The 21,206-nt window shown below is 59.4% G+C and carries 23 protein-coding genes and 1 pseudogene; 16 read left to right on the top strand and 8 right to left on the bottom strand.

Going from position 1 to position 21,206, the window contains the following annotated elements; translation table 11 throughout:
- Positions 1–444: 444 nt before the first annotated feature.
- Complete coding sequence (locus FMN63_RS02665; protein WP_148582416.1) at positions 445–1,443, bottom strand: threonine/serine dehydratase; 999 nt, start codon at positions 1,441–1,443, stop codon at positions 445–447.
- A gap of 64 nt (positions 1,444–1,507) precedes the next feature.
- On the opposite strand from FMN63_RS02665, the gene FMN63_RS02670 reads away from it, so the two are divergent.
- Both FMN63_RS02670 and FMN63_RS02675 read left to right on the top strand, forming a co-directional pair.
- Positions 1,508–2,149: a helix-turn-helix transcriptional regulator gene (locus FMN63_RS02670; RefSeq protein WP_148582417.1), complete on the top strand. Its 642-nt coding sequence runs from the start codon at positions 1,508–1,510 to the stop codon at positions 2,147–2,149.
- Positions 2,149–3,156: a threonine ammonia-lyase gene (locus FMN63_RS02675; protein WP_148582418.1), complete on the top strand. Its 1,008-nt coding sequence runs from the start codon at positions 2,149–2,151 to the stop codon at positions 3,154–3,156. Before FMN63_RS02670 ends, FMN63_RS02675 begins: the two co-directional genes overlap by 1 nt.
- Positions 3,157–3,425: 269 nt before the next feature.
- Here the strand turns inward: FMN63_RS02675 and FMN63_RS02680 are convergent.
- Positions 3,426–3,800, bottom strand: a pseudogene (locus FMN63_RS02680) (aminotransferase class I/II-fold pyridoxal phosphate-dependent enzyme); the annotation flags it as partial.
- Positions 3,801–3,966: 166 nt separating this feature from the next.
- On the opposite strand from FMN63_RS02680, the gene FMN63_RS02685 reads away from it, so the two are divergent.
- Positions 3,967–4,671 (top strand): Crp/Fnr family transcriptional regulator, encoded by a 705-nt coding sequence (locus FMN63_RS02685; RefSeq protein WP_148582419.1) that lies wholly within the window; start codon positions 3,967–3,969, stop codon positions 4,669–4,671.
- 2 nt (positions 4,672–4,673) lie between these two features.
- Positions 4,674–5,231 (top strand): DUF4202 domain-containing protein, encoded by a 558-nt coding sequence (locus FMN63_RS02690; RefSeq protein WP_148582420.1) that lies wholly within the window; start codon positions 4,674–4,676, stop codon positions 5,229–5,231.
- On the opposite strand, the gene FMN63_RS02695 is transcribed toward FMN63_RS02690, so the two are convergent.
- Genes FMN63_RS02695 through FMN63_RS02720 form a run of 6 tightly spaced genes read right to left on the bottom strand, consistent with a single transcriptional unit; the run spans position 5,221 to position 10,694 of the window.
- On the bottom strand, positions 5,221–5,493 hold the full coding sequence (locus tag FMN63_RS02695) for a nitric oxide reductase F protein (protein WP_148582421.1): 273 nt from the start codon (positions 5,491–5,493) through the stop codon (positions 5,221–5,223). The two genes, FMN63_RS02690 and FMN63_RS02695, sit on opposite strands and share 11 nt — an antisense overlap.
- Positions 5,494–5,499: 6 nt before the next feature.
- Positions 5,500–6,075: a cytochrome c oxidase subunit 3 family protein gene (locus FMN63_RS02700; RefSeq protein ID WP_148582422.1), complete on the bottom strand. Its 576-nt coding sequence runs from the start codon at positions 6,073–6,075 to the stop codon at positions 5,500–5,502.
- A gap of 8 nt (positions 6,076–6,083) precedes the next feature.
- Positions 6,084–8,021, bottom strand: a complete 1,938-nt coding sequence (locus tag FMN63_RS02705; protein ID WP_148582423.1) for a nitric oxide reductase activation protein NorD — start codon at positions 8,019–8,021, stop codon at positions 6,084–6,086.
- A 10-nt stretch (positions 8,022–8,031) separates the two neighbouring features.
- The gene (locus FMN63_RS02710) at positions 8,032–8,841 is read right to left on the bottom strand and encodes a CbbQ/NirQ/NorQ/GpvN family protein (protein ID WP_209000908.1); all 810 of its coding nucleotides are present in this window, start codon (positions 8,839–8,841) and stop codon (positions 8,032–8,034) included.
- A gap of 5 nt (positions 8,842–8,846) precedes the next feature.
- Positions 8,847–10,217: a cbb3-type cytochrome c oxidase subunit I gene (locus FMN63_RS02715; RefSeq protein ID WP_148582425.1), complete on the bottom strand. Its 1,371-nt coding sequence runs from the start codon at positions 10,215–10,217 to the stop codon at positions 8,847–8,849.
- Between the two features lie 24 nt (positions 10,218–10,241).
- Entirely contained in the window at positions 10,242–10,694 is a 453-nt protein-coding gene (locus FMN63_RS02720) for a c-type cytochrome (RefSeq protein ID WP_148582426.1), read from the bottom strand.
- A 371-nt stretch (positions 10,695–11,065) separates the two neighbouring features.
- On the opposite strand from FMN63_RS02720, the gene FMN63_RS02725 reads away from it, so the two are divergent.
- From FMN63_RS02725 to FMN63_RS02780, 12 genes are all read left to right on the top strand, one after another.
- Complete coding sequence (locus FMN63_RS02725; protein ID WP_286192529.1) at positions 11,066–12,820, top strand: nitrite reductase; 1,755 nt, start codon at positions 11,066–11,068, stop codon at positions 12,818–12,820.
- Between the two features lie 71 nt (positions 12,821–12,891).
- The gene (gene cobA / locus FMN63_RS02730) at positions 12,892–13,695 is read left to right on the top strand and encodes a uroporphyrinogen-III C-methyltransferase (RefSeq protein WP_148582427.1); all 804 of its coding nucleotides are present in this window, start codon (positions 12,892–12,894) and stop codon (positions 13,693–13,695) included.
- On the top strand, positions 13,688–14,005 hold the full coding sequence (locus FMN63_RS02735) for a c-type cytochrome (RefSeq protein ID WP_148582428.1): 318 nt from the start codon (positions 13,688–13,690) through the stop codon (positions 14,003–14,005). Before cobA ends, FMN63_RS02735 begins: the two co-directional genes overlap by 8 nt.
- Complete coding sequence (locus FMN63_RS02740) at positions 14,002–15,150, top strand: cytochrome D1 domain-containing protein (RefSeq protein ID WP_148582429.1); 1,149 nt, start codon at positions 14,002–14,004, stop codon at positions 15,148–15,150. The genes FMN63_RS02735 and FMN63_RS02740 overlap by 4 nt, the downstream gene beginning before the upstream one ends.
- Positions 15,151–15,153: 3 nt before the next feature.
- The gene (gene ahbB / locus FMN63_RS02745; protein ID WP_148582430.1) at positions 15,154–16,143 is read left to right on the top strand and encodes a siroheme decarboxylase subunit beta; all 990 of its coding nucleotides are present in this window, start codon (positions 15,154–15,156) and stop codon (positions 16,141–16,143) included.
- Positions 16,140–16,595: an Lrp/AsnC family transcriptional regulator gene (locus tag FMN63_RS02750; protein ID WP_148582431.1), complete on the top strand. Its 456-nt coding sequence runs from the start codon at positions 16,140–16,142 to the stop codon at positions 16,593–16,595. Before ahbB (FMN63_RS02745) ends, FMN63_RS02750 begins: the two co-directional genes overlap by 4 nt.
- Entirely contained in the window at positions 16,592–17,080 is a 489-nt protein-coding gene (gene ahbB, locus FMN63_RS02755; RefSeq protein ID WP_148582432.1) for a siroheme decarboxylase subunit beta, read from the top strand. Before FMN63_RS02750 ends, ahbB (FMN63_RS02755) begins: the two co-directional genes overlap by 4 nt.
- A 3-nt stretch (positions 17,081–17,083) precedes the next feature.
- Positions 17,084–18,304: a heme d1 biosynthesis radical SAM protein NirJ gene (nirJ, locus tag FMN63_RS02760; RefSeq protein ID WP_148582433.1), complete on the top strand. Its 1,221-nt coding sequence runs from the start codon at positions 17,084–17,086 to the stop codon at positions 18,302–18,304.
- A complete protein-coding gene (locus FMN63_RS02765; protein ID WP_148582434.1) occupies positions 18,279–19,826 on the top strand; it encodes a nitrite reductase in 1,548 nt (515 codons plus the stop codon). Before nirJ ends, FMN63_RS02765 begins: the two co-directional genes overlap by 26 nt.
- Positions 19,783–20,526, top strand: a complete 744-nt coding sequence (locus FMN63_RS02770) for a CbiX/SirB N-terminal domain-containing protein (protein ID WP_148582435.1) — start codon at positions 19,783–19,785, stop codon at positions 20,524–20,526. The genes FMN63_RS02765 and FMN63_RS02770 overlap by 44 nt, the downstream gene beginning before the upstream one ends.
- Complete coding sequence (locus FMN63_RS02775) at positions 20,523–20,774, top strand: hypothetical protein (protein WP_148582436.1); 252 nt, start codon at positions 20,523–20,525, stop codon at positions 20,772–20,774. The genes FMN63_RS02770 and FMN63_RS02775 overlap by 4 nt, the downstream gene beginning before the upstream one ends.
- Positions 20,749–21,204, top strand: a complete 456-nt coding sequence (locus FMN63_RS02780; RefSeq protein WP_286192530.1) for a hypothetical protein — start codon at positions 20,749–20,751, stop codon at positions 21,202–21,204. Before FMN63_RS02775 ends, FMN63_RS02780 begins: the two co-directional genes overlap by 26 nt.
- Positions 21,205–21,206 lie beyond the last annotated feature (2 nt).

Raw genomic sequence — 21,206 nt, forward strand, 5'->3', positions numbered from 1 at the left:
TGCTTTTCGGCCGACTCCTGCGGCCCGGATTTCTGTCTCATCTTCGCTCCCTTGGCGGGCTACGATGTGCCAGAAATCCTCCTTAGGCAATTTCGCCGATATGTCTCATGGTTGCTGACGGGGAACAATAAGATAAAAGACATTATCATATATACAACGTGCAGACCAACTCTTCATATCGATCCCTTGCAACGCCCGATTGGCGCTTCAGCGCCCTCAAGTCGGTCGTCCGCAGGATTTCAGACAGTTCTGTAAAGCTGATTGTTCGTTGCGGGTTGGGCGAAGGCCCGTAGAGGGCGGATACTGTTGAAAAAATACCTATTTTGCGGCGTCGCAGATATCAGGCACGCAATCGCTACAAAACTCGGGATTTACGCAACACCGGAGATAGACGTGGATCGTCAACTAGGCGATCGCGAACGCCGAGGAGAAAAGGCAAGGCGGTCATTTCTTGTTGGTTTTCGTGAAAGGTGCCTGCGGCCTCAGCGCAATCGCTGACGCGAAAATGTCGGCACCAATGTTTCGTCCGCACAGTATCACTGCTACCGTTTTGCCTTCCATCTCCGCCTTCAAGGCCGCGAGTCCCGCCAGCGCTACACCGGCGGCCCCCTCTACCATCCAGTGTTCATGGTCTGCGAGCGCCCACATGGCCGACATAATAAGGTCTTCGCTGACGGTCACATATTGGTCGATGACCTCGGCACACACGGGAAGCGTCACCGTTCCCGGTTCGAGCGCTCCCGCAGTTCCGTCCGAAATGGTTTCGCTCTCGGGAACGTCGTGGATGAAACCGGTCTCCAAGGCGCGGAGAAGGACCGGGGAGTTTTCAGGCCAGCAGCCGATGATTTGCGTCGATGGTGACAGGTGGGAAAGCGCCGTGCCGATCCCCCCGATGAGACCACCGCCGCCAACGGAAACGAAAACTGCGTCGAGCCGGTGACCGGCTTCGGCCAGTTCGATCCCCAGCGTCCCCTGTCCCGCCATCACGTCCATGTCGTTATAGGGCGAGATATAGCAACGCCCGGAGCGATCAGCTTCGTCTCTGGCGCTCAACTCAGCTTCCAGTTCCCCACCCTCGATCACATGGAGATCAGCGCCATGTGCCCGGATGGCGGTGAGCTTGGAGCGCGCCGTCTTCTTAGCAGCAAAAACAGAAACCTGGACGCCTGCCACGCGACCCGCCAATGCGACGGCGTGCCCATGGTTGCCCGTCGATGCCGTTACGACGCCTCGCTCTCTCTCGACCGGAGACAGTAGGCGGATCTTGTTCGAGGCTCCACGATACTTGAACGACCCGGTGGTCTGGAGGTGCTCCGCTTTCAGAAGGACATTGCAGCCAAGAAGGCGGGATAGCCCAACGCTTGGCTGCAAGGGAGTGCGTAGCACATCTGGTGAGCGGCGCTGCGACGCAGCTTGGATAGCCTCGAAAAGAGTAGTGGTCATAAGCGTCTCCTTGATTTGCAGAAAAGTCTATTATAGACATATTGTCTATAAATGGGAGTCAAGAATGAACCGTCGCACGTCAGTGTTTCACCCATACCAACCGCTGGCCGATGCCATAGCGTCGCTGCTTGCCCCGCTGATTGAAGTCGCAATCCACGACATGGAGAGCGACACGTTGGCTTATGTCGCAGCGCCGATGTCGCCCCGCGAGCCTGGTGATCCGTCAGGCTTGAGGGATCTCGGTCCGCCCTCCCAATTCGGGTATTTCGGTCCTTATGAAAAGACGAACTGGGACGGCAAGCGCCTGCGCTCGATCTCGGTCCCGCTTCCGGGACAGCCTGTTTCCATGCTTTGCATCAATGTGGACGTGTCACGCTTCGAGGCTATGCGCGACATGCTGGAGATGATGCTAAAGCCCATCAATCCGGTGACTGTTGCCGTGACCCCGGCTTTGTTCCGTCAGGACTGGCACGAGACCCTGAACCGGTTTGTCGCAGAATGGTCGAGAGCAAGAAATGTCGATCCGACTTCGCTTGATCGACATCAGCGCCGGCACTTGATCGCCGCGATTTACCAGAGTGGTGGCTTTGAAGCGCCTCGTTCCGTCATTTACATTGCCCGTCTCATCAACGTCAGCAGAGCTACCATTTACAACGAGTTGGCAGATTTGAAGAAGGACGCCCTGCAACCAGAGAAAATCAATTGATGGACGATCCGGCAGACATCACGCTCGACAGGATACGTAGCCGTCATCGCGAACTCGCAGTTTCGATCATCCGAACGCCATCGGTCGAGTTGGGGTCCTCCTCGGTGAAACGGGTGCTCGATCAGGCAAAAATCTACCTGAAGCTCGAAGCCTTCCAGCTTACCGGGACATTCAAGGCGCGCGGGGCCTTGTCGGTCGCGCATTCCATTCCAAAAGAAGAGCGGCAAAATGGCCTTACCGGTGCAAGTGCCGGCAACCACGCTATTGCCGTGGCGTGGGCCGCACGGCAGATGGGCGTGCCCGCCAAGGTCGTTATGCAATCCACGGCCAATCCCTTTCGCGTTGAACGAGCCCGGAGCGAGGGGGCCGAGGTTGTCCTCGCAGATGGAGGGCAGGCCACATTCGCCGAAGCCGAACGATTGATGCACGAAGAGGGTTTTACCTTTGTCCATCCGTTCGAAGGAGCCGGAACCACTTTGGGGACTGCCGGCGTCGGCCTCGAACTCATGGAGGACGTAAGCGACCTGAACGCCATCGTGGTTGCCGTGGGTGGCGGAGGTTTGATCAGTGGTGTCGCAGCGGCGGTCAAGCAGATGAATCCGCGTTGCATGGTCTTTGGCGTCGAGCCGATCAGTGCCAACGCCGTATCTCGAGGACTCGCGGCCAACAGGCCGGTCACGATCGAGAAGCCTGACACGATTGCCGATAGTCTCGCGCCTCCAATGTCCCTCCCGTTCAGCCTGTCCCTGACCGCAAGATATGTCGATGATGTCGTGACGGTCTCAGATGATGATCTCTGCGCCGCTCTTGTCATCATGCAGGAACAAGCTCTACTGGCTGTTGAACCGGCCGCCGCCGCCGCTATGGCAGGAGCATTGGGTCCGCTTCGTCAGCGTCTTAAAGGAAAACGCGTGGCAATGATCGTATGCGGCTCAAACATTGACGCGGCAAGCTATGCAAAGCTCCACAAGCGCGGGCACCTACTCATGCCGACACTACTCCGCTAACCGGGGCTTGGATTCCCAGAGATCCTATTTTTTGCAGTAAAACCGGGCTGATTGCAAAGCCTTCGGTAATTTTGTCGCAAAGCTCTCTCGTAAAAGTCGATATTTTGCGCCCGACTTTTGCGACAGGCTTCTGATGCAAATACTGGGAAGCCGACATTCATTGGTCACGTCACAAATGACAGCAATGGGCCGTTTATGTCGACCACGCACCGGCCACAGTCAGGATCGCGATGTTGTACCGCGGCAAGTCCGCTCCGATCTGCGACGCGCAGCGTGCCGAGCCCAGCCCAGCTGGAAACATAGCCGGACGTGAAAACCAGGGCGGTTTCCTTGCCATGCAAGTCTGCAAGTTCAGCTTCCAGAAGCACGTGATCGTGCGTCGTACCAGAAATGTTGCGAGTTCCACCTGCTCCGGCGCCACAGCGGTCGGCGGCCTCGTGCAAGGCCGCCAGAACCTTCGGATGTTGACCCATACCGAGGTAATCGTTGGAACACCAGATAGCGACGTCCTTGGTGCCATCGCCGTTGGTCCATTTTGCTTCCGGAAAATTGCCGCGTTTACGCTGAAGTTCGATGAAGACACGGTAGTTTCCGGCATGCTTCAGGTCTGCAAGACGGTTTTTGAAAAAGGCTTGATAGTCCATGACGTCCCCGCTTTCTCAAGTATCCGGTAGACGTTAGTTGCGGGGCAGGCTGAATGACAATAGTCAAGAACGGCACAAGTCCGTCGATGACCCGAGCTTTGTATTGTGCAAAGTCCCTAGGTCGGGCTAGACGTTCTTGCACATCACTTGAGCAGGACATTCACCGATGCCCACTTATCGCCAGCGGAAAATTGCCCAGAACTCCCTGCTTCTCAAAAGCTTCCCGCAGGAGATCTGCGACATGGTGCTCGGCATGTCGAGCTGGCGAACCTATGACCGAGGCGAGACTTTGTTCCTGCATGGTGAGACAGCCCAGGCAATTCACATCGTCATGGACGGCTGGGTCAAACTGTACCGGATCGCCCCCAATGGCGGCGAGGCAGTAGTGAATGTCTTTGCCAAGGGAGAAAGCTTCGGCGAAGCAGTCGCTTTTCGCGGACTTGCTTATCCGGTTTCGGCGGAAGCGGTCACGGCCTGCGAAGTCATGCGCATCCCCAGCACGGCAATTTTGGAGGCCATGCGCAAGGACCCGGACATTGCGGTTTCCGTGGTGGCATCGACCTTCATTCACCTACACTCCCTCGTTTCGCAACTGGAGCAGCTTAAGGCGCAAACCGGACCACAAAGGGTCGCCGAGTTCTTGCTTGAGTTGTGCGAGCAGGAAAGCGGTAGCTGCGAGGTGACCCTGCCATACGACAAGTTCCTTATTGCCGGCCGTCTCGGCATGAAGCCGGAAAGCCTGTCGCGGTCATTTGCACGGTTGAAATCTGCGGGCGTCCGCATCAATCGCAATCACGCGGAAATCAAGGATATCGAACGGCTGCGGGCCTTCTCCGAAGAAGATTCCGTAGACGCCTGGACCAAAGGCTGACGATGAAACTGGAAACTGCTCTAAAGGCAATCGACAGCGCGAACGCCGCTGACCCCAACCAGGAAGGCGGCAAGCCTGCGGCCCTTCTTTATGGGCAAAGAATGAGCGAGGAGCTGGATCGGCTCTATCCGGAGGCAAGCGATCCGTTGAAGATTGCGGCCAGGGGCCAGCACATTGAGCGCTGGATCACTCCGCGCCAGTCCTACCCGGAAGGCAAGACCGGCTATCACGCCTGGCGCCGGGATCAGGCCCGTCACCATGCGCACCGCGTCGGTGAAATCATGGCAGAGGCAGCTTATTCACCGGAAGAAATCGAGGCGGCGGCGAAGATGCTGCGCAAGGAAGGTCTCAAGCGGGATGCGGATGTGCAGGCGCTGGAAAACGTAATCTGCTTTGTATTCCTGAAATGGTATTTCGCGCCTTTTGCCGCCAAACACGAGGACGCCAAGGTGCTTGATATCGTGCAGAAAACGGCACGGAAGATGTCGGAAGACGCACGTGAGCGGGTACTTGCCGAATTCGAGCTTCCACACCAGTTGGCTGAAGCTTTCAGGAGCTGAACCCGGGGGCAACGTAAAGCGCCAGCAACAGCAGGCAATAAAACCCGATCACCCAACTGAACCCGGACAGCCAGACCGGCGCCTGCCATAGCCCGAGATACCGGGACAGGATGATCCGCGCCTTGATGAACGCCAGCAGCAACAGCAGCCCGCCAAAAAGACCCGGACTGAAATGACCGGTCCCGCCTGTTGTCACCAGAACGGTGGCGGTCGACAGGCCCAAAAGCGCGATCCAGGCGAGCGATATGGAAGGAAGGGTCATCTTTCGCTATCCTAGGACATAAATCACCGGGAACAGCAGCACCCAGATGAGATCGACCATATGCCAGAAGGCGGTTCCTGTTTCGATGGTGCGAGGTTCGTCTTTCCACGCCACCAGACCCAGCACAACAATCCCCGCGAGCACATGAGCTGCGTGGAACCCTGTGAGCAGGTAATAGAACATGAAGAAGGGATGGGTCTCCGTGGAGATCCCTTCCGCAGCTTTGGCTGCATATTCCTGCGCCTTGATGGCGAGGAACACACAGCCGAGAGCCATGGCGCCGGTCAGGTGCAAACGGGCGGCCGTCCGCTTTAACTTGAGCCGAAGCTCAAGGCCCCGGGCGGCCAGAAAGCCGCTGGTGATCAGCACGATCGTGTTGATGCCGGCGAGTGCCGGATCGAGGTGGGCCCTTGCTGCGGTAAAACCGTCCGGATCGGATATCCTTACGCCCATGAAGGCGGCAAGCCCGGCCCCGAAGACCAGCAGTTCACTGATGATGAGCACCCACATCAACAGTTCCCCGGGCAACTCGTCGAGGATACCTGCGTCGTGCTGGTCCGGCTTCGGTGACGGAGCGTGCATCCGCGGCTCTAGCCTCCGACAATCTGGCGGTAAATCTGCGGCAAGGCCTGTGTCAGCCTGTCCGGATGCGGGATCACGGCAAAACCGCCTTGCCCGAACAGCCGCGGGAACCAGGACTTTGCCGATTTGTCGATGGTGACCCCAAAGACGGATTGGCCTGCCCGCCGGGCTTCCCGAACCGCCATCCTGGTGTCTTCGATGCCGTGCCGTCCTTCGTAATGATCGAGATCGTTGGGCTTGCCGTCGGTGATCACCAGAAGGAGTTTGCGTTTGCGCGACTGGGCCGCAAGGTCAGTGGTCACATGACGAATGGCCGCCCCCAGACGCGTGTAGAAGCCGGGCCGCAGCGTGCCGATCCTTTGTTCGACAAGGGCACTCATCGGTTCGTTGAAGCCCTTGCAGGACTGAAGGTAGACGCGCTGCCGTTTCAGGGATGAGAAAGCGGTTATGGCGAAATCATCCCCGCAGGCATTCAGACCCCAGGCAAGAGCGGTCAAGGCTTCCCGTTCGATATCGATCACGGCGCGTCCGGTGACGGCGCTCTCGGTCGAGCGGGACACGTCAAGCAGGATGGAAACCGCAAGATCACGCGCTTCCGGACGGTTCTGCAGCCAGATCCGTTCCGAGCCGGTGCCACCGGCCATCCGCTCCGCTTCGGAGCGCACCGCGGCATCAAGATCCAGTCCGTCGCCTTCCAGGTGTCCGCGTGTCGTTACCCGGCCTGGCCGGAGGGCTTCGAACTGTTTCTTCACCGAGCGGATGCGCCGTTTTGCGACGTCATCCATTCCGGCAGATCCCTTTTCCGGATCCGCTTCCGCAGTGCTGGTCAGAACGCAGACGTGGTCCGCCAGATAGCGGCCACTGCGTGTGTCCCACTCCGGGTAGAGATGCCGTCCGGACAGTCTTTCGCGGTCGACATCTTCCGGAGCCAGGTCAAGATGCAGCTTCAGACGGGTTGCCGGTGCCTTTGAGATCTGGCCAAGGCCGATCTCCTCCTGATCGTCAGCCGCCTTCTTGGCGCTGTCATGATCGTCGTCGTCGACACGGCGATTGAGATTGAGAAACTCTGCCCAGCTGAGAATGGCTTCGAATTTGTGCAGGATCAGGCTGTCCTTGCGTTCTGCCTGGTCTGCCTTGCGCCTGCGGGCGCGCACTGTCTTGCCGGTCGCGTCCTCTGGAGGACCGTCTGTCTCTCGGCTGTCGACTTCGTCTCCCGCGGAAAACACAACTTCTCTGAGGTCCGGCCAGAGCGGCACCGGCCGGAGAGGACGGTATCCACGCGGGGCGGACACATCCTCGAATGACTTTCGATCGATCCGTTCCTGCAGGTCCAGGACATCGGGGGCAGGAGTTCCAGGGTCGCCCAACAAATGACGCACGAGCCTGTCGACCCTTGCTTCCATCTCCGGCAAGGGGGCTTTTGGTCTTGCCACCAGCACCTGTTGGCAAAGGGCGGTGTAGAGGTCCCGCAAGCCTGGAGCCTGGTCAAGTGTGTCCCGAACCATGGCGGATATTGCCCCGAGGGACTGCAGATCCGCCCGGAGCGGGTCCGTTTCGGCGACATGGGCAGGTGCATGTGCCGCCAGCGCCGTTAACCAGACATAGAGGGCTGCATTCGCCTCCCGCGACGGGAACACCGCAAGGCTCGCCGGCAGTCTCAGGATCTCTCCATCGAAACTGGTTCGTGTCACGGTTTCGGCTTCCGTGCCGAGCCGCCTCAGAAATCCGAGGCGGTGGCGCGAAACCTCCTGGGCGACCGGACGAAGCTCGACACTGTGAGTTCCCCCCAGTCCCCGGAAAAGGACAGCAAGCCGCCCGCCGACCTCATCGAGGCCGACCGCGGCTCCATGATGCACCTCGGGCGCATCCAGGCGGCTTGCAAACGCGTGCCACAGTTTCCCGATGGTTTCCTCGGGTTCCCATGGCTCGATGTCGATCTTGCCCATCGGTCTGGCCTCACCCAAACACGGCCGTGACAAGATCAAGGAGCCCGCGTTTCACGTCTTCATCGTCGGTCAACGGTTCGATCATAGCGGCTTCGATCGCCCTTCCGACAGGCATGCCCTGAGCAATCAGTGTTGCTGCATAGACGACCAGCCGGGTCGACACGCCTTCCTCAAGATCCTGGCCTTTCAGCGCCCTGAGTTTTCCGGCCAGACGCACCAGCGCGGCGGTCCGGTCGCGGTCGAGGCCACTTTCCTCGCAAACGACTTCGGTTTCCAGATCCATTGGCGGGAAATCGAATTCAAGCGAGAGGAAACGCTGTCGGGTCGACGGTTTCAGGGTCTTCAGGATGTTCTGGTAGCCGGGATTGTAGGATGCGACGAGCATGAAGCCCGGTGCTGCCACCAGTTCCTCGCCGGTCCTGTCGATCGGCAGGGTCCGGCGATCATCCGTAAGAGGATGCAGCACGACAGTCACATCCTTGCGGGCTTCCACAACCTCGTCGAGATAGCAGATTGCGCCCTCCCTTACGGCCCGGGTCAGCGGTCCGTCCATCCAGACCGTCTCGCCGCCCTTGAGAAGATACCGGCCGATCAGGTCGGCGGCGGCGAGGTCGTCATGACAGGCGACCGTATAAAGCTTGCGGCCGAGTTTTGCCGCCATGTGGGCGACGAAACGGGTCTTGCCGCAGCCGGTTGGGCCTTTCAGCAGAACCGGCAGCCCGTTCCTGTGCGCGGCTTCGAAGACGTCGCATTCGTCGCCTTGCGAGAGGTAGAAGGGGGCGAATGCCGCCCCCTTTTTGCTGGAGACACTTGCTTCCATGTCCATCACTCCGCCGGTGCGCCGGCTGCTTCACCCGGCTGGATGACTTCGCGGCGTGGGACCGCAACTGCGTAGATGAACAGCAGGGCCCCGAGTACGAAGGCTGCGCCTGCCCCGAACCGCATCCAGTAGAACACGGCCAGCTGGTCCTGAACGTCCATGTAGTATTCGCCCATGACACGCTGCAGGTGGGTTTGCACCGTTCCGGCGAACGTCAGGACGAAGGTCATGAAGGACATGCCGCCGGCCATCAGCCAGAAGGACACCATATTGAGCACCTGGTTGTAGGGGTCCCGGCCACGCAGAAGGGGCATGGCGTAGGTAATGATTGCCAGGTTAAGGGAAACATAGGCACCGAAGAAGGCCAGGTGTCCGTGGGCGGCAGTGATCTGCGTGCCGTGGGTGTAGTAGTTCACGCCATGCAGGGTATGCAGGAAACCCCAGACGCCGGCGCCGAAGAAGGCGAGCGTGGCGCAACCGAGCGACCACAGCAGCGCGGCCTTGTTGGGGTGGTCGCGGCGGCCCTTCCAGACCATGACGAAGGCGAAGGCCATCATGGCGAAGAAGGGGATCACCTCCAGTGAGGAGAAGATCGAGCCGATCCACTGCCAGTATCCGGGAGTGCCGATCCAGTAATAGTGGTGACCGGTGCCCAGGATGCCGGAGAACAGCGCGGCAGCGACGATGACATAGAGCCATTTTTCGATGACTTCGCGATCGACGCCTGTCAGCTTCAGCATCAGGTAGGCAAGGACCGAGGCCATGATCAGTTCCCAGACACCTTCGACCCACAGGTGCACGATGTTCCACCAGTACTGCTTGTCGAGCGAGAGATTGCTCGGATTGTAGAAACTGAACAGGAACAGGAGTGCCAGACCCCACAGGCCCAGAAGCAGGATGTTGGTGATCGCGGTCTTCTTGCCTTTCAGCACCGTCATGGTGATGTTGAACAGGAAGATCAGCGCGGCAACGACGATGCCGACCTTGACCCATTTGGGCTGCTCGATGAACTCGCGGCCTTCCTTGCCCAGCAGCCAGTTGCCTTCAAACAGGTTGAAGACATAGGTGAGAACAACGCCGAGCGTGCCGACCACCAGGATGATGAGCTGCAAGTAAGCAAGCTTGGTGGAATGGATTTCCCGTTCCGCTTCTTCGGGGATCAGGAAATAGGCAGAGCCCATGAACCCGAGCAGAAGCCAGACGATCAGGCTGTTGGTGTGCAGCATCCGCACGATGTTGAAGGGGAGCAGCTCCGACAGAAAGTTCGGCGCCACATAGATGTAGCCTGCGAGCAGCCCGCCCAGAACCTGGACGGCGAACAGGCCCATTGCCACGGCGAAATACGCCAGGGCGACCTTTTGAGATTGGTATTTCATCTTGGGTTTCCTCAGCGTTCAAAATCAGCCGGCGTCGTTCGGCGGCCAGTCCTGGGCGTCGATCTTGTCTGTCCAGATCAGGAAGTTGGTGAGATCGCGGATCTCTTCGTCCGTCAGGTGGAACTGCGGCATCTGGCGGCGGCCTTCGATGCCGGAGGGCTGGGATTCCATCCATCCTTTCAGGGTCTCGAAAGCCAGGTCAGGATCGTCAAGCACGCCCCAACGGGTCATCACGTTGCCGACTTCGGGTGCGAAATAGGCACCTTCGCCCAGGATCGTGTGACAATTGATGCAGGCCTTGTCTTCCCAGACCCGTTTGCCTGCGGCAACGCTGTCGGTCAGCGTCGCCGCGTCTGTCGATGTGCTGGTGATGTAAAGGTGACTGTGCACCGACAGCCCCACAAAGATGATGATGAAAAAAAGCGACCCGCCATAGAATATGTTTCGGGCCATGCTTTTGGTCATGACTTCGCGCATAGCGCGCTCCTTTCCCCGGAGTTGATCCTGCCGGGAGGGTGACAGCGCGCAGCCGCTTTTCCTTAACCAAAGTCAAGTGGACCTGAATGCAGTGCTGAGGACAGTGCAGTTCATGGATAAGAGGGAAGGACGAAGCGCCGGATGCAGCCCTAAAGTGCAAGACCCCTGCGACAATTGTGTCGTTTTGCAGAGGGTAAGGCGCTTATTTATTCAATGAAGTCATATACTTATAAGAATAAGACTCTGCCGGCGTTGCTGGTGAACAGCGCAGATCAAACCTGTCTGAAAATTTCAAGTTAACGAAAGTCAAGGAAGTAGACCCTGCCTGCGCGCACCGTCCGACTGCCTCACCAGTCGAACGGAGACTAATCATGATCTCGACACGAGCCATTCGGAGAAATGCGCTGCTGATGAGTGTGGCTTTCACACTCGGACTGTCGGCAGTCGGCGTTTCTGCCCAGGACAAGCCGGCGGACCACGGCAGTGGTCCTTCGGCTGCCTATGAACCCAGCATGTCAACACTCGGCCAGCTGAAGGTCGAGATTCCGGGGCGCAAGGAAGGCGATCCGGTAATGACGCCTGACGAATACCAGAATGCAAACCAGATCTATTTCGAACGCTGCGCCGGTTGTCACGGCGTTTTGCGCAAGGGTGCAACCGGCAAGCCGCTGACCACGGATATCACACGGGAAAACGGCTACGAGTATCTGCGGGACTTCATTACCTACGGCTCGCCTGCCGGTATGCCGAACTGGGGTACTTCGGGCGAACTGACCGACGAACAGGTCGACATGATGGCTCGCTATATCCTGCTGGAACCGGCGTCACCGCCTGAATTCGGTATGGACGAAATGCGCAAGAGCTGGAAGGTTCTGGTTGCGCCGGAAGATCGTCCGAAAGAGAAGATGAACGATATCGACATCGACAATCTCTTCTCGGTCACGCTGCGCGACAGCGGTCAGGTCGCTCTGATCGACGGTGAAACCTACGCAATACACGCGGTGATAAACACCGGTTATGCGGTTCATATTTCGCGTATTTCCGCCTCCGGACGCTATCTTTACGTGATCGGCCGCGATGCGCTTGTGAACATGATCGACCTGTGGATGGAAGAGCCGGCAACAGTGGCGCAGATCAAGGTCGGCACCGAAGCCCGCTCCATCGAAACTTCAAAAATGAAGGGTTGGGAAGACAAGTATGCGATCGCCGGCTCCTACTGGCCGCCGCAATACGTGATCATGGACGGCGACACTCTGGAGCCACTCAAGATCAAGTCCACCCGCGGCATGGTCTATGACGATCAGACCTACCATCCAGAGCCGCGTGTCGCGTCCATCGTGGCGTCGCACTACAACCCGGAATTCATCGTCAACGTGAAAGAAACCGGCAAGATCCTTCTGGTCGACTATTCAGACATCAAGAATCTGAAGACGACCGAGATCGAAGCCGAACGCTTCCTGCACGACGGCGGATTCGACAGCACCAAGCGTTACTTCCTCGTGGCTGCCAATGCCCGCGGCAAGGTCGCGGTCGTCGACACCAAGGAAGGCAAGCTGACGGCCTTGCTTGAAACCGGCGGTCAGACACCTCACCCGGGGCGTGGTGCCAACCTGATCCACCCGACCTACGGTCCTGTCTGGGTCACTTCGCACCTCGGCGATGAAACCGTTGCCCTGATCGGCACGGATCCCGAAGGCCATCCGGACAACGCCTGGAAGGTCGTACAGACCCTCTACGGGCTCGGTGGCGGTTCCCTCTTCGTCAAGTCCCATCCGAAGTCGAACCATCTCTACGTGGATGCGCCCTTGAACCCGGATGCGGAGATTTCGGGAGCCATCGCGGTGTTCAACGTCGACGACCTGACGCAGGAAGAACCTGAATTCAAGGTCCTGCCGATTGTCGAATGGGCGGATGTCGGCGAAGGCCAGCCCCGTGTCGTTCAGGGCGAATTCGACCAGGCGGGCGAGGAAATCTGGTTCTCCGTCTGGAATGCCAAGGACAAGGAAAGCGCGATCGTCGTCGTTGACGACAAGACGCTCGAATTGAAGCACGTCATCAAGGATGAACGGCTGATCACACCGACCGGCAAGTTCAACGTCTTCAACACGCGCGCCGACGTCTACTGACATCCAGCCCGGAGAGGCGGACCACCGCCTCTCCCTTTTTCTTTCTTTCATACCGCCTGCAGGAGCAAATGATGAAACAGCCAGGTAAGGTCTATCTGATCGGAGCAGGCCCCGGAGACCCGGAGCTTCTGACACTCAAGGCCCTGCGTATGCTCCAGGAAGCGGATGCCGTTGTATTCGACCGGCTGGTTTCGCCGGAAATCCTATCGTTGGCACCGTACACCGCCCTGCAGGTCCCGGTAGGAAAATCACCCGACAATCATCCGGTTCCGCAGGAGAGGATCAACGAGATCCTGGAAGAACTGGCCCTGGAAGGCATGACTGTCGCCCGCCTAAAAGGCGGCGATCCGCTGATTTTTGGCCGAGGCTCGGAAGAAGCCAAACACCTGATGTCACGTGGAATTGCGGTCGAATACGCGCCAGGCATTACCGCCGCCCAGGGCGCGGCCTGTGTCACGGGTGTGCCACTCACCCATCGCGGTCTGGCAACTGGAGTTCGCTACGTGACCGGTCACCGGCAGGCGAACGGGTTTCTCGATCTCGATTGGAAAAGCCTCGCCTGCGAAGACACCACGCTGGTTGTTTACATGGGCGTTGCCAACATCGGGCAGATTGCCATGCGCCTGATTGCCGAGGGACTGAGCGGGACAACCCCCGTACTTGCCATCGCAAACGCGACGACGCCGCGGGAAACCAGGCTCTATTCCGAACTCGACAGGATTGCGATCGATGTTCGCGACGCCAGGCTCAAGGCACCTGTGCTGTTTGTAGTCGGCAAAGTCGTGACCCTGAGTGCCGAATGGCCAGCAACAACCTTTGACGCCATGCTCAGTACCGTGGACAGCGGCACGGCCGGAAGGCTGGTCAATGCTTAAGACATTGCTCACGATTGCCTTTTGTCTTCTGGCCATCACCAGCCTTGCGCTAGCCGAAGAACAGGGCACTCCGGCGGCGCTGGTCAATCTGGTGCGCCAGGACTGCGGGTCATGCCACGGCATGACGCTGAAAGGCGGACTCGGTCCCGATATTCGGCCCGACGCACTTGGCCACTACGACATCGATACCCTGTCCACAGTGGTTCTGGACGGCATCCCGAAAACGGCAATGCCTCCCTGGCGCCCGATCCTGAGCGAGGCCGACGCGAGGAAAATTGCCGAATATCTTTTGAAGGGAGACACGAAATGAAGTGGCTATACGGAGCCGTTTTGGCGGCCATGTTGACCGGCACCGCTCAGGCGCAGTCGGTCGTTGCCACCGGCGATCTCGGTCTCGTCGTCGAACGGGGGAGCGGGTCGCTGTTGCTGGTCGATCAGTCCGACCGCGCGTCCCTGACACGGATCAAGGGCCTTGGCGATCTGTCCCACGCCAGCCTGGTCTATTCGCCGGACGAACGCTTTGCCTATGTCTTCGGGCGTGATGGCGGCCTTACCAAGGTTGACCTTGTCGAGAAACGGATAGCAAAGCGCGTTTTACAATCCGGAAACGCCATCGGCGGAGCCATTTCGGACGACGGCTCGCTGGTTGCCGTTTCAAATTATGAGCCCGGTGGCGTGCGCATCTTCGATGCCGAGACGCTGGAGATGGTGGCAGATATTCCGACGGGCTCGAAGACAATCGGTCTTGTCGATGCGCCCGGCAAACGCTTCGTCTTCACCCTGTGGGATGCGGGCGAAACCTGGATTGCGGATCTCAACACCGAAGAACCGAAAATTACCAGGATCACCGGCATGGGCAACAACCCTTATGACGCCCTGATCACTGGTGACGGCCGTCTCTACATCACCGGCCTGTTCGGCGAAGACGGACTGACCGCACTCGACCTGTGGCAGGAAGATCCCGAGCCGATCCGGGTTCTGCCCGGATACGGCCGCGGAAAAGCGGAACTGCCGGTCTACAAGATGCCGCACCTGGAAGGCTGGGCACGTGCCGGCCAGGAGTTTGTCCTGCCCGCTGTCGGGCACCACGAGGTTCTGTGGGTCGACGGAGACACGCTCGCCGAAACCGGACGCACCAGAACCCATGGCCAGCCGGTCTTTGCCATGGCGAGACCTGATGGCCGCCAGGTCTGGGTAAACTTCGCACATCCGCTCAATAACACCATCCAGGTGATCGACACGGTCACGAAGCAGGTGGTGCACGAGTTCAAACCCGGCCCTGCCGTCCTGCACATGGAATTCACGCCGCGCGGCAACGAGGTCTGGATCTCGGTGCGCGATGCCGGCAAGGTAATGATCTACGACACCCGGACCTTCGAGAAGACAGGCGAAATCGACGCCGAAAGCCCGTCCGGCATCTTCTTTACAGCCCGGGCTCACAGGACGGGGTTGTGAGCCATGACAAGCCTCATCGATCCGTTCGACCTGACCCTGCTCGATAGTTGGCAACGGGACTTCCCGTTGGTTCCGAGACCTTTCGAAATCATCGCTGCCGCTGCGAACTGCCCCGAGGATGACGTTATCGGGCGGTTGAAAGATATGGCCGCGACCGGCCGGATCACCCGTGTTGGGGCCACCTGCGCACCCAACACGGTTTCGGCTAGCACGCTTGCGGCCATGTCGGTGCCACACGACCGCATCGAGGATGTTGCCGCAATCGTCGGCGCGCAGCCGGGCATCAATCATTCGTACCTGCGGGAGAATTACCGGAACCTCTGGTTCGTTGCCACCGGCCCGGACCGGGACCACGTCAACGAGGTTCTCGACACCATTCGGAGACAGACGAATCTTGCCGTTCTGGATCTTCCGATTGTCCGTCCGTTCAACATAGACTTGGGCTTCAGCTTGAACGGCGACCCGGGCCGGCCACCAGTGCCCCGGCCGGTCCGGTTGGAGCAACTGCAGGAGGGTGACGATGACCTCCTGCAGGCTCTGACCACGGGACTGCCCCTTTGTCGGCGGCCTTACCTGCGTATTGCGGAGGACCTCGGCCGGACGGAAGAGGCCATACTGGACAGGATCGAGGATCTGCTCGAGGCGGGCATAATTTCCCGATTTGGCGTGATTGTGCGTCACCGTGCCCTGGGGTGGCGCGCGAACGCCATGGTCGTCTGGGATATCGAGCCGGACCGGATCACCTCGGCGGGCCCGGCTCTTGCGGCGCATCCGGGCGTAACCCTGTGTTATGAACGCCGGCCCGTGGCGGGCGTCTGGCCCTATCGGCTTTACTGCATGATCCACGGCCGGAGCCGATCGCAGGCGCTGGATGTGCTCATTCAGGCATCACGCCTGCCGGAGGTCGCGGACGTGAGACATGACGTTCTCTTCTCCACCCGCTGCTTCAAGCAGACAGGTGCAATGATCTCTCGCCAGGGAGTTGCGGCATGACCCGGGACCTGTCTCCTCTCGAACGGACCCTGATCAACCGTCTGCAGGACGATCTGCCACTGGCCCCGCAACCTTTTCAGGAACTGGCGCAGGAGCTGGACCTGAGTGAAGAGGAGGTTGCCGGACATATCCGGACCTTGCGCGACGACGGCTTGCTGACGCGGTTCGGTCCGTTTTTCGATGCGAAAGCCCTGGGCGGCGCTTTTTGCCTCTGCGCCATTGCTGTGCCGCCGGAGAGATTTGAAGAGGTCTTAACCAAAGTCAATGCCTACCCCGAGGTCGCCCATAACTATGAACGGGATCACAAGCTGAACATGTGGTTCGTCCTGGCAACGGAAAGTCAGGCCGCAATTTCGGCAACAGCCGAAGCAATCGAGCGCGACACAGGTTTGCCCGTGCTTCTGTTTCCGAAGGAACGCGAGTTTTTCATAGGATTTCGGGTGAACGCATGACCTTGACTCCCCAGGACCGAACGATCGTCGAAGCCACGCAGGCCGGATTGCCGCTGGTCACCAGACCCTATGCTGTCGTTGCCGAAAGCCTGGGACTGAGCGAAGCGGACCTGATCGAGCGCCTGAAGCACCTGAAGGCGCAGGGTATCATCCGGCGAATTGGCGCTGCTCCAAATCACTATCGTCTAGGCATGACCGCCAACGGCATGACCGTCTGGGACGTCGATGATGCGGTGGTCGACAGTCTCGGCGAAAAGGTAGGCGTCCTGCCGTTCGTCACGCATTGCTACCGCCGACCCCGGGCGCTGCCGGACTGGCCCTACAATCTCTTTGCCATGGTTCATGGAGAAACCCGCGACGAAGTGATCGCCAAACGGTCGGAGATCTCCAGCCTGCTGGGCAAGGCCTGCCGCGCCAGTGACATCCTGTTTTCAACGCGCATCCTGAAAAAGACGGGCATGCGCCTGCGCGGCAAGGAGGGCTGAACGATGTTCCGCCTCTCGGAATACATGCACCAGATCATTGACCCGACGCCTGTGCGGACCCGCCGTGGAAACGGCGCGGTCAAGCCGGTGGTGATCTGGAACCTCACCCGGCGCTGTAACCTGAAATGCCGGCATTGCTATACGGTGTCGGCGGACGTCGATTTTCCAGGCGAGTTGACCCACGACCAGGCCATGGCGACCCTGGAGGATCTTGGATGCTTCGGCATTCCCGCTCTGATCCTGTCCGGGGGTGAACCGCTGGACCGGAAAGACCTGTTTGAGATTGCCGGGCGGGCCAGAAGCCTTGTGCGCATGCTGGCCCTGTCGACCAATGGCACCAGGTTGCACGGCGAAACTGCCGACAAGGTGGCAGAAATCGGCTTTGATTATGTGGGCATATCCATTGACGGGATCGGCTCCACCAACGACTGGTTTCGCGGTGTTGAAGGCGCTTTTCAATCTGCTCTGCGGGGCGTTCGAGAATGCAAGGCACGCGGCATCAAGGTCGGGCTGCGCTTCACCCTGACGGAGGGCAACCACGAGAGCCTGCCTGATCTTCTGCGCCTTTGCGACGATGAGGGCGTCGACAAGTTTTACCTGTCCCATCTCGTTTATGCCGGCCGGGGTGACAAGCACCGCGGTGAAGACGCCGAACACATGCGCTCCAGGTGGGCAATGGATGTGTTGATGGACCGGGCATGGCAAGGTGTCAGCGGTGGCAGACCACTCGATATCGTTACCGGCAACAATGATGCCGACGCGGTTTATTTCCTGGAGTGGGTGGACCGGACCTTTGGGCCTGACACCACTGCCCACGTGCGCGATCATCTCGCCGATTGGGGTGGCAACTCTTCCGGTCTCGGCGTTGCCAACATCGACACGCTTGGCAACGTGCATCCGGATACCTATTGGTCCGACTACACCATCGGCAGTGTGAAGGTCGTTCCCTTCTCCGACCTGTGGACGGGAGCGGATCCGATGCTGGCGCGGCTTCGGACGAGGCCCCGCCCGCTCAAGGGGCGGTGTGGCGCTTGTGCCTTCAAGGATGTGTGCGGGGGCAATACCCGTATCCGCGCGCTGCAACTGACCGGTGATCCCTGGGCCGAAGACCCTGCCTGTTATCTCAGCGACGACGAAATCGGGCTTGCCGGTGCCGGCGGTGACCGCCTGGCCGTGACCCCGTTCCGAGGAAAACGCCATGATCCGGCTCATCGCTTCGCTTAGCGCGCTCCTGCTGCTGACTTCGCCGTCGGTCGCAGGCCCCGCGCAGGACTATGCCGACAATTGTCAGGACTGTCACGGTGCCGGCCGTCTCGGCGGTGTCGGACCAGCTCTGATCCCGGAAACCTTGGGCCGCATGCGCGGACCGGATCTCGATACAGTCATTCGCGACGGACGCAAGGCGACACAGATGCCGGCGTTCGCCGATATACTGAACGATGAGCAGATCGAGGCCCTGGCCGCCTTTTTGAAAGAACCACTGAGCGAGGTTCCGGACTGGACCGAAACGGACATCGCCGCCAACCTGGTGATCAACGAGGACTACCAGCCCGTCGAAACGCCTGTCTGGCAGTCCGACCCGATGAACATCACCCTGGTCGTCGAAACGGGCGATCATCATGTCAGCGTTCTCGATGGCGACACCTTCGAGACGCTCGACAGGTTCGCAACGCCGTTTGCAGTCCATGGCGGGCCGAAATTCTCGCCGGACGGGCGCTATGTCTTCATCATGTCGCGTGATGGCTGGGTCCAGAAATACGATCTCTACGCGCTTCAGGAGGTTGGCCGGGTCCGGGCAGGGCTAAACAGCCGCAACATTGCGATGAGCCATGACGGCAAGTGGCTGGCAGTTGCCAACTACCTGCCGATGACGCTGACGATCCTGTCGACCGAAGACCTTTCGGTCGCAACCGTGATGGACGTGACCGCCAAGGACGGCACCGCAAGTCGCGTTTCGGCGGTCTATCAGGCCCCCAACCGAAAGAGCTTCATCCTTGCCTTGAAGGATGCTCCGGAAATCTGGGAAATTGCCACCGATCCCGATGCAGACCCGGTCTACGAAGGGTTCGTGCACAGTCGGGAAAAAGGCATGGTCGAAGCTTTGCCTTCGTCCGAAGGGCTCTTTGCCCGCCGGAGAATCCTGACGGCAGAACCGCTTGACGACTTCTTTTTCGATGATGATTACCGGCATCTCGTCGGGGCTTCGCGCGACGGTGCGCGAGGCGTGGTCGTCAACCTGAATGTCGGCCGCGAAATTGCCGAACTGCCGCTGGAAGGCATGCCGCATCTCGGGTCCGGCATCAGTTGGGAACGGGACGGCCACAGGGTCATGGCAACCCCGCATCTGAAAGAAGGCAAGCTGTCGGTCATTGACACCGAAACCTGGAAACAGATCGCGACGATCAAGACGGACGGCCCCGGTTTTTTCCTGCGCAGCCACGAGAACACACCCTATTTCTGGGCCGATGTCTTCTTCGGCCCGAACAAGGACGAGATCCATGTGATCGACAAGGAAAGCCTGGAAATCGTCAAGACACTGAAGCCGGTCGAAGGTGCAACGGTCGCCCATGTCGAATTCACGAAGGATGGCCGCTACGCCCTTGTCTCCGTCTGGGAGGATGACGGCGCGGTGATTGTCTATGACGCCACCACTCTGAAAGAGGTCCGGCGTCTGCCCATGCGCAAACCTTCAGGGAAGTACAATGTCTGGAACAAGATCACTTTTTCGGAAGGAACGAGCCATTGAGGCGATCCTCGCCTCGCACGGCCAGCCGTCACACCCGCAGGCAGGTGAAGCGTATTTACGCGCACTTGCGCAGCAGGTCCGCGAATTCCTGCCCAGCTGGTCCATCCGTTCGGCCACGTTGGCCGCGCCTGATGCTCTTGATCGTGCCCTGGACCTTGCCGGGCCTGAGCCGCTTGTTTTTCCGGTCTTCATGGCCGAGGGCTGGTTCACGCAGACCGCTTTAACGGGAAGGCTGAAGGGAACCGGCGCCCGGCAATTGCCTGCGCTCGGCATCCATCCCGAGTTGCCCCGCCTGACGGCGCGCTTTCTGGAAATGACGGCTGAAAGAATCCACTGGAACGCATCCGGCTACGAACTGCTGCTGGCAGCCCATGGTTCGGCAACTTGCCGGTCAACCGCACAAAGCACCATCCGGTTCGCTGCAGGTCTCGCCGAATGGCTGCCGGAGAGACCGATCCGGCTGGGGTTCCTGGAAGAAGTGCCGTTCTTGGAAAATACCGCCGCCAGCTGCGGCATGAGAACCATTCTGTTACCTCTTTTTGCCGGCAACGGGCACCACGTGACCCAGGACATTCCGGAAGCCCTCGACGGGGCCGGTTTCGAAGGCCTGCGCCTTGCTCCTCTGATCGAGGCGCCATTCATGCCGAAACTCATCGCCTGTGCGCTTGAGAGTGCCAACCGGGAGGAACTGGCAGCGTGACCCAGATCGAAACCGGCTGGCCGGTGCGCAAACTTGTGATCTTGCTCTATCCGTTCACGGCTGCTGCGGTTGCCATCAATCTCTACATGCTGAGCCTGATGGGGCAGGCTGTCGGTTTGCCGCCCCTGTCGCCTGTCATGTCGATCTGGCTCAGTTTGCCACTCGGCGTACCAGCTACGTGGTTTGCGGCAAAATGGGTGCGGCGACTGATGGACGAAGCAGATGGAAAACCGCCACCGGCAAATTGATACTCTCTCGATCGGAAAACGGAGCATGCGGATGGAAAGGAAACAGCGTCAAGGAATGGGCCTGCGTATTGCGGGTGCGGCTGCCGTTGTTTTCGGCCTCATGACAGTGCTGAGTGGTGGAACGGTTCTCTTTGGCGGCGATCAGCTATCCAGTTTGGCTGGCAACGTCGTCTCGTTTGTCGTGTGGATCAATTTTTTGGCTGGCTTTGCATATGTAATGACCGGCATCGGACTCTGGTTCGCCAGAGGGTGGGCTCGCTGGATGGCCATCGCGATTCTAACCGGGACCGCGATCGTTTTATGTGCATTCCTTGTGTATGTGTCCCAGGGTGGGCCTCATGAAACGCGCACTCTCGTGGCATTAATCTTCAGAACGGGCTTCTGGGCGATCGTTGCCTCGACCGCCCTGCGCGCAGTAAACCGTAAATAGAC

Origin of the sequence: Stappia sp. BW2 (genome assembly GCF_008107695.1) — a bacterium.
Classification (GTDB): Bacteria; Pseudomonadota; Alphaproteobacteria; order Rhizobiales; family Stappiaceae; genus Roseibium.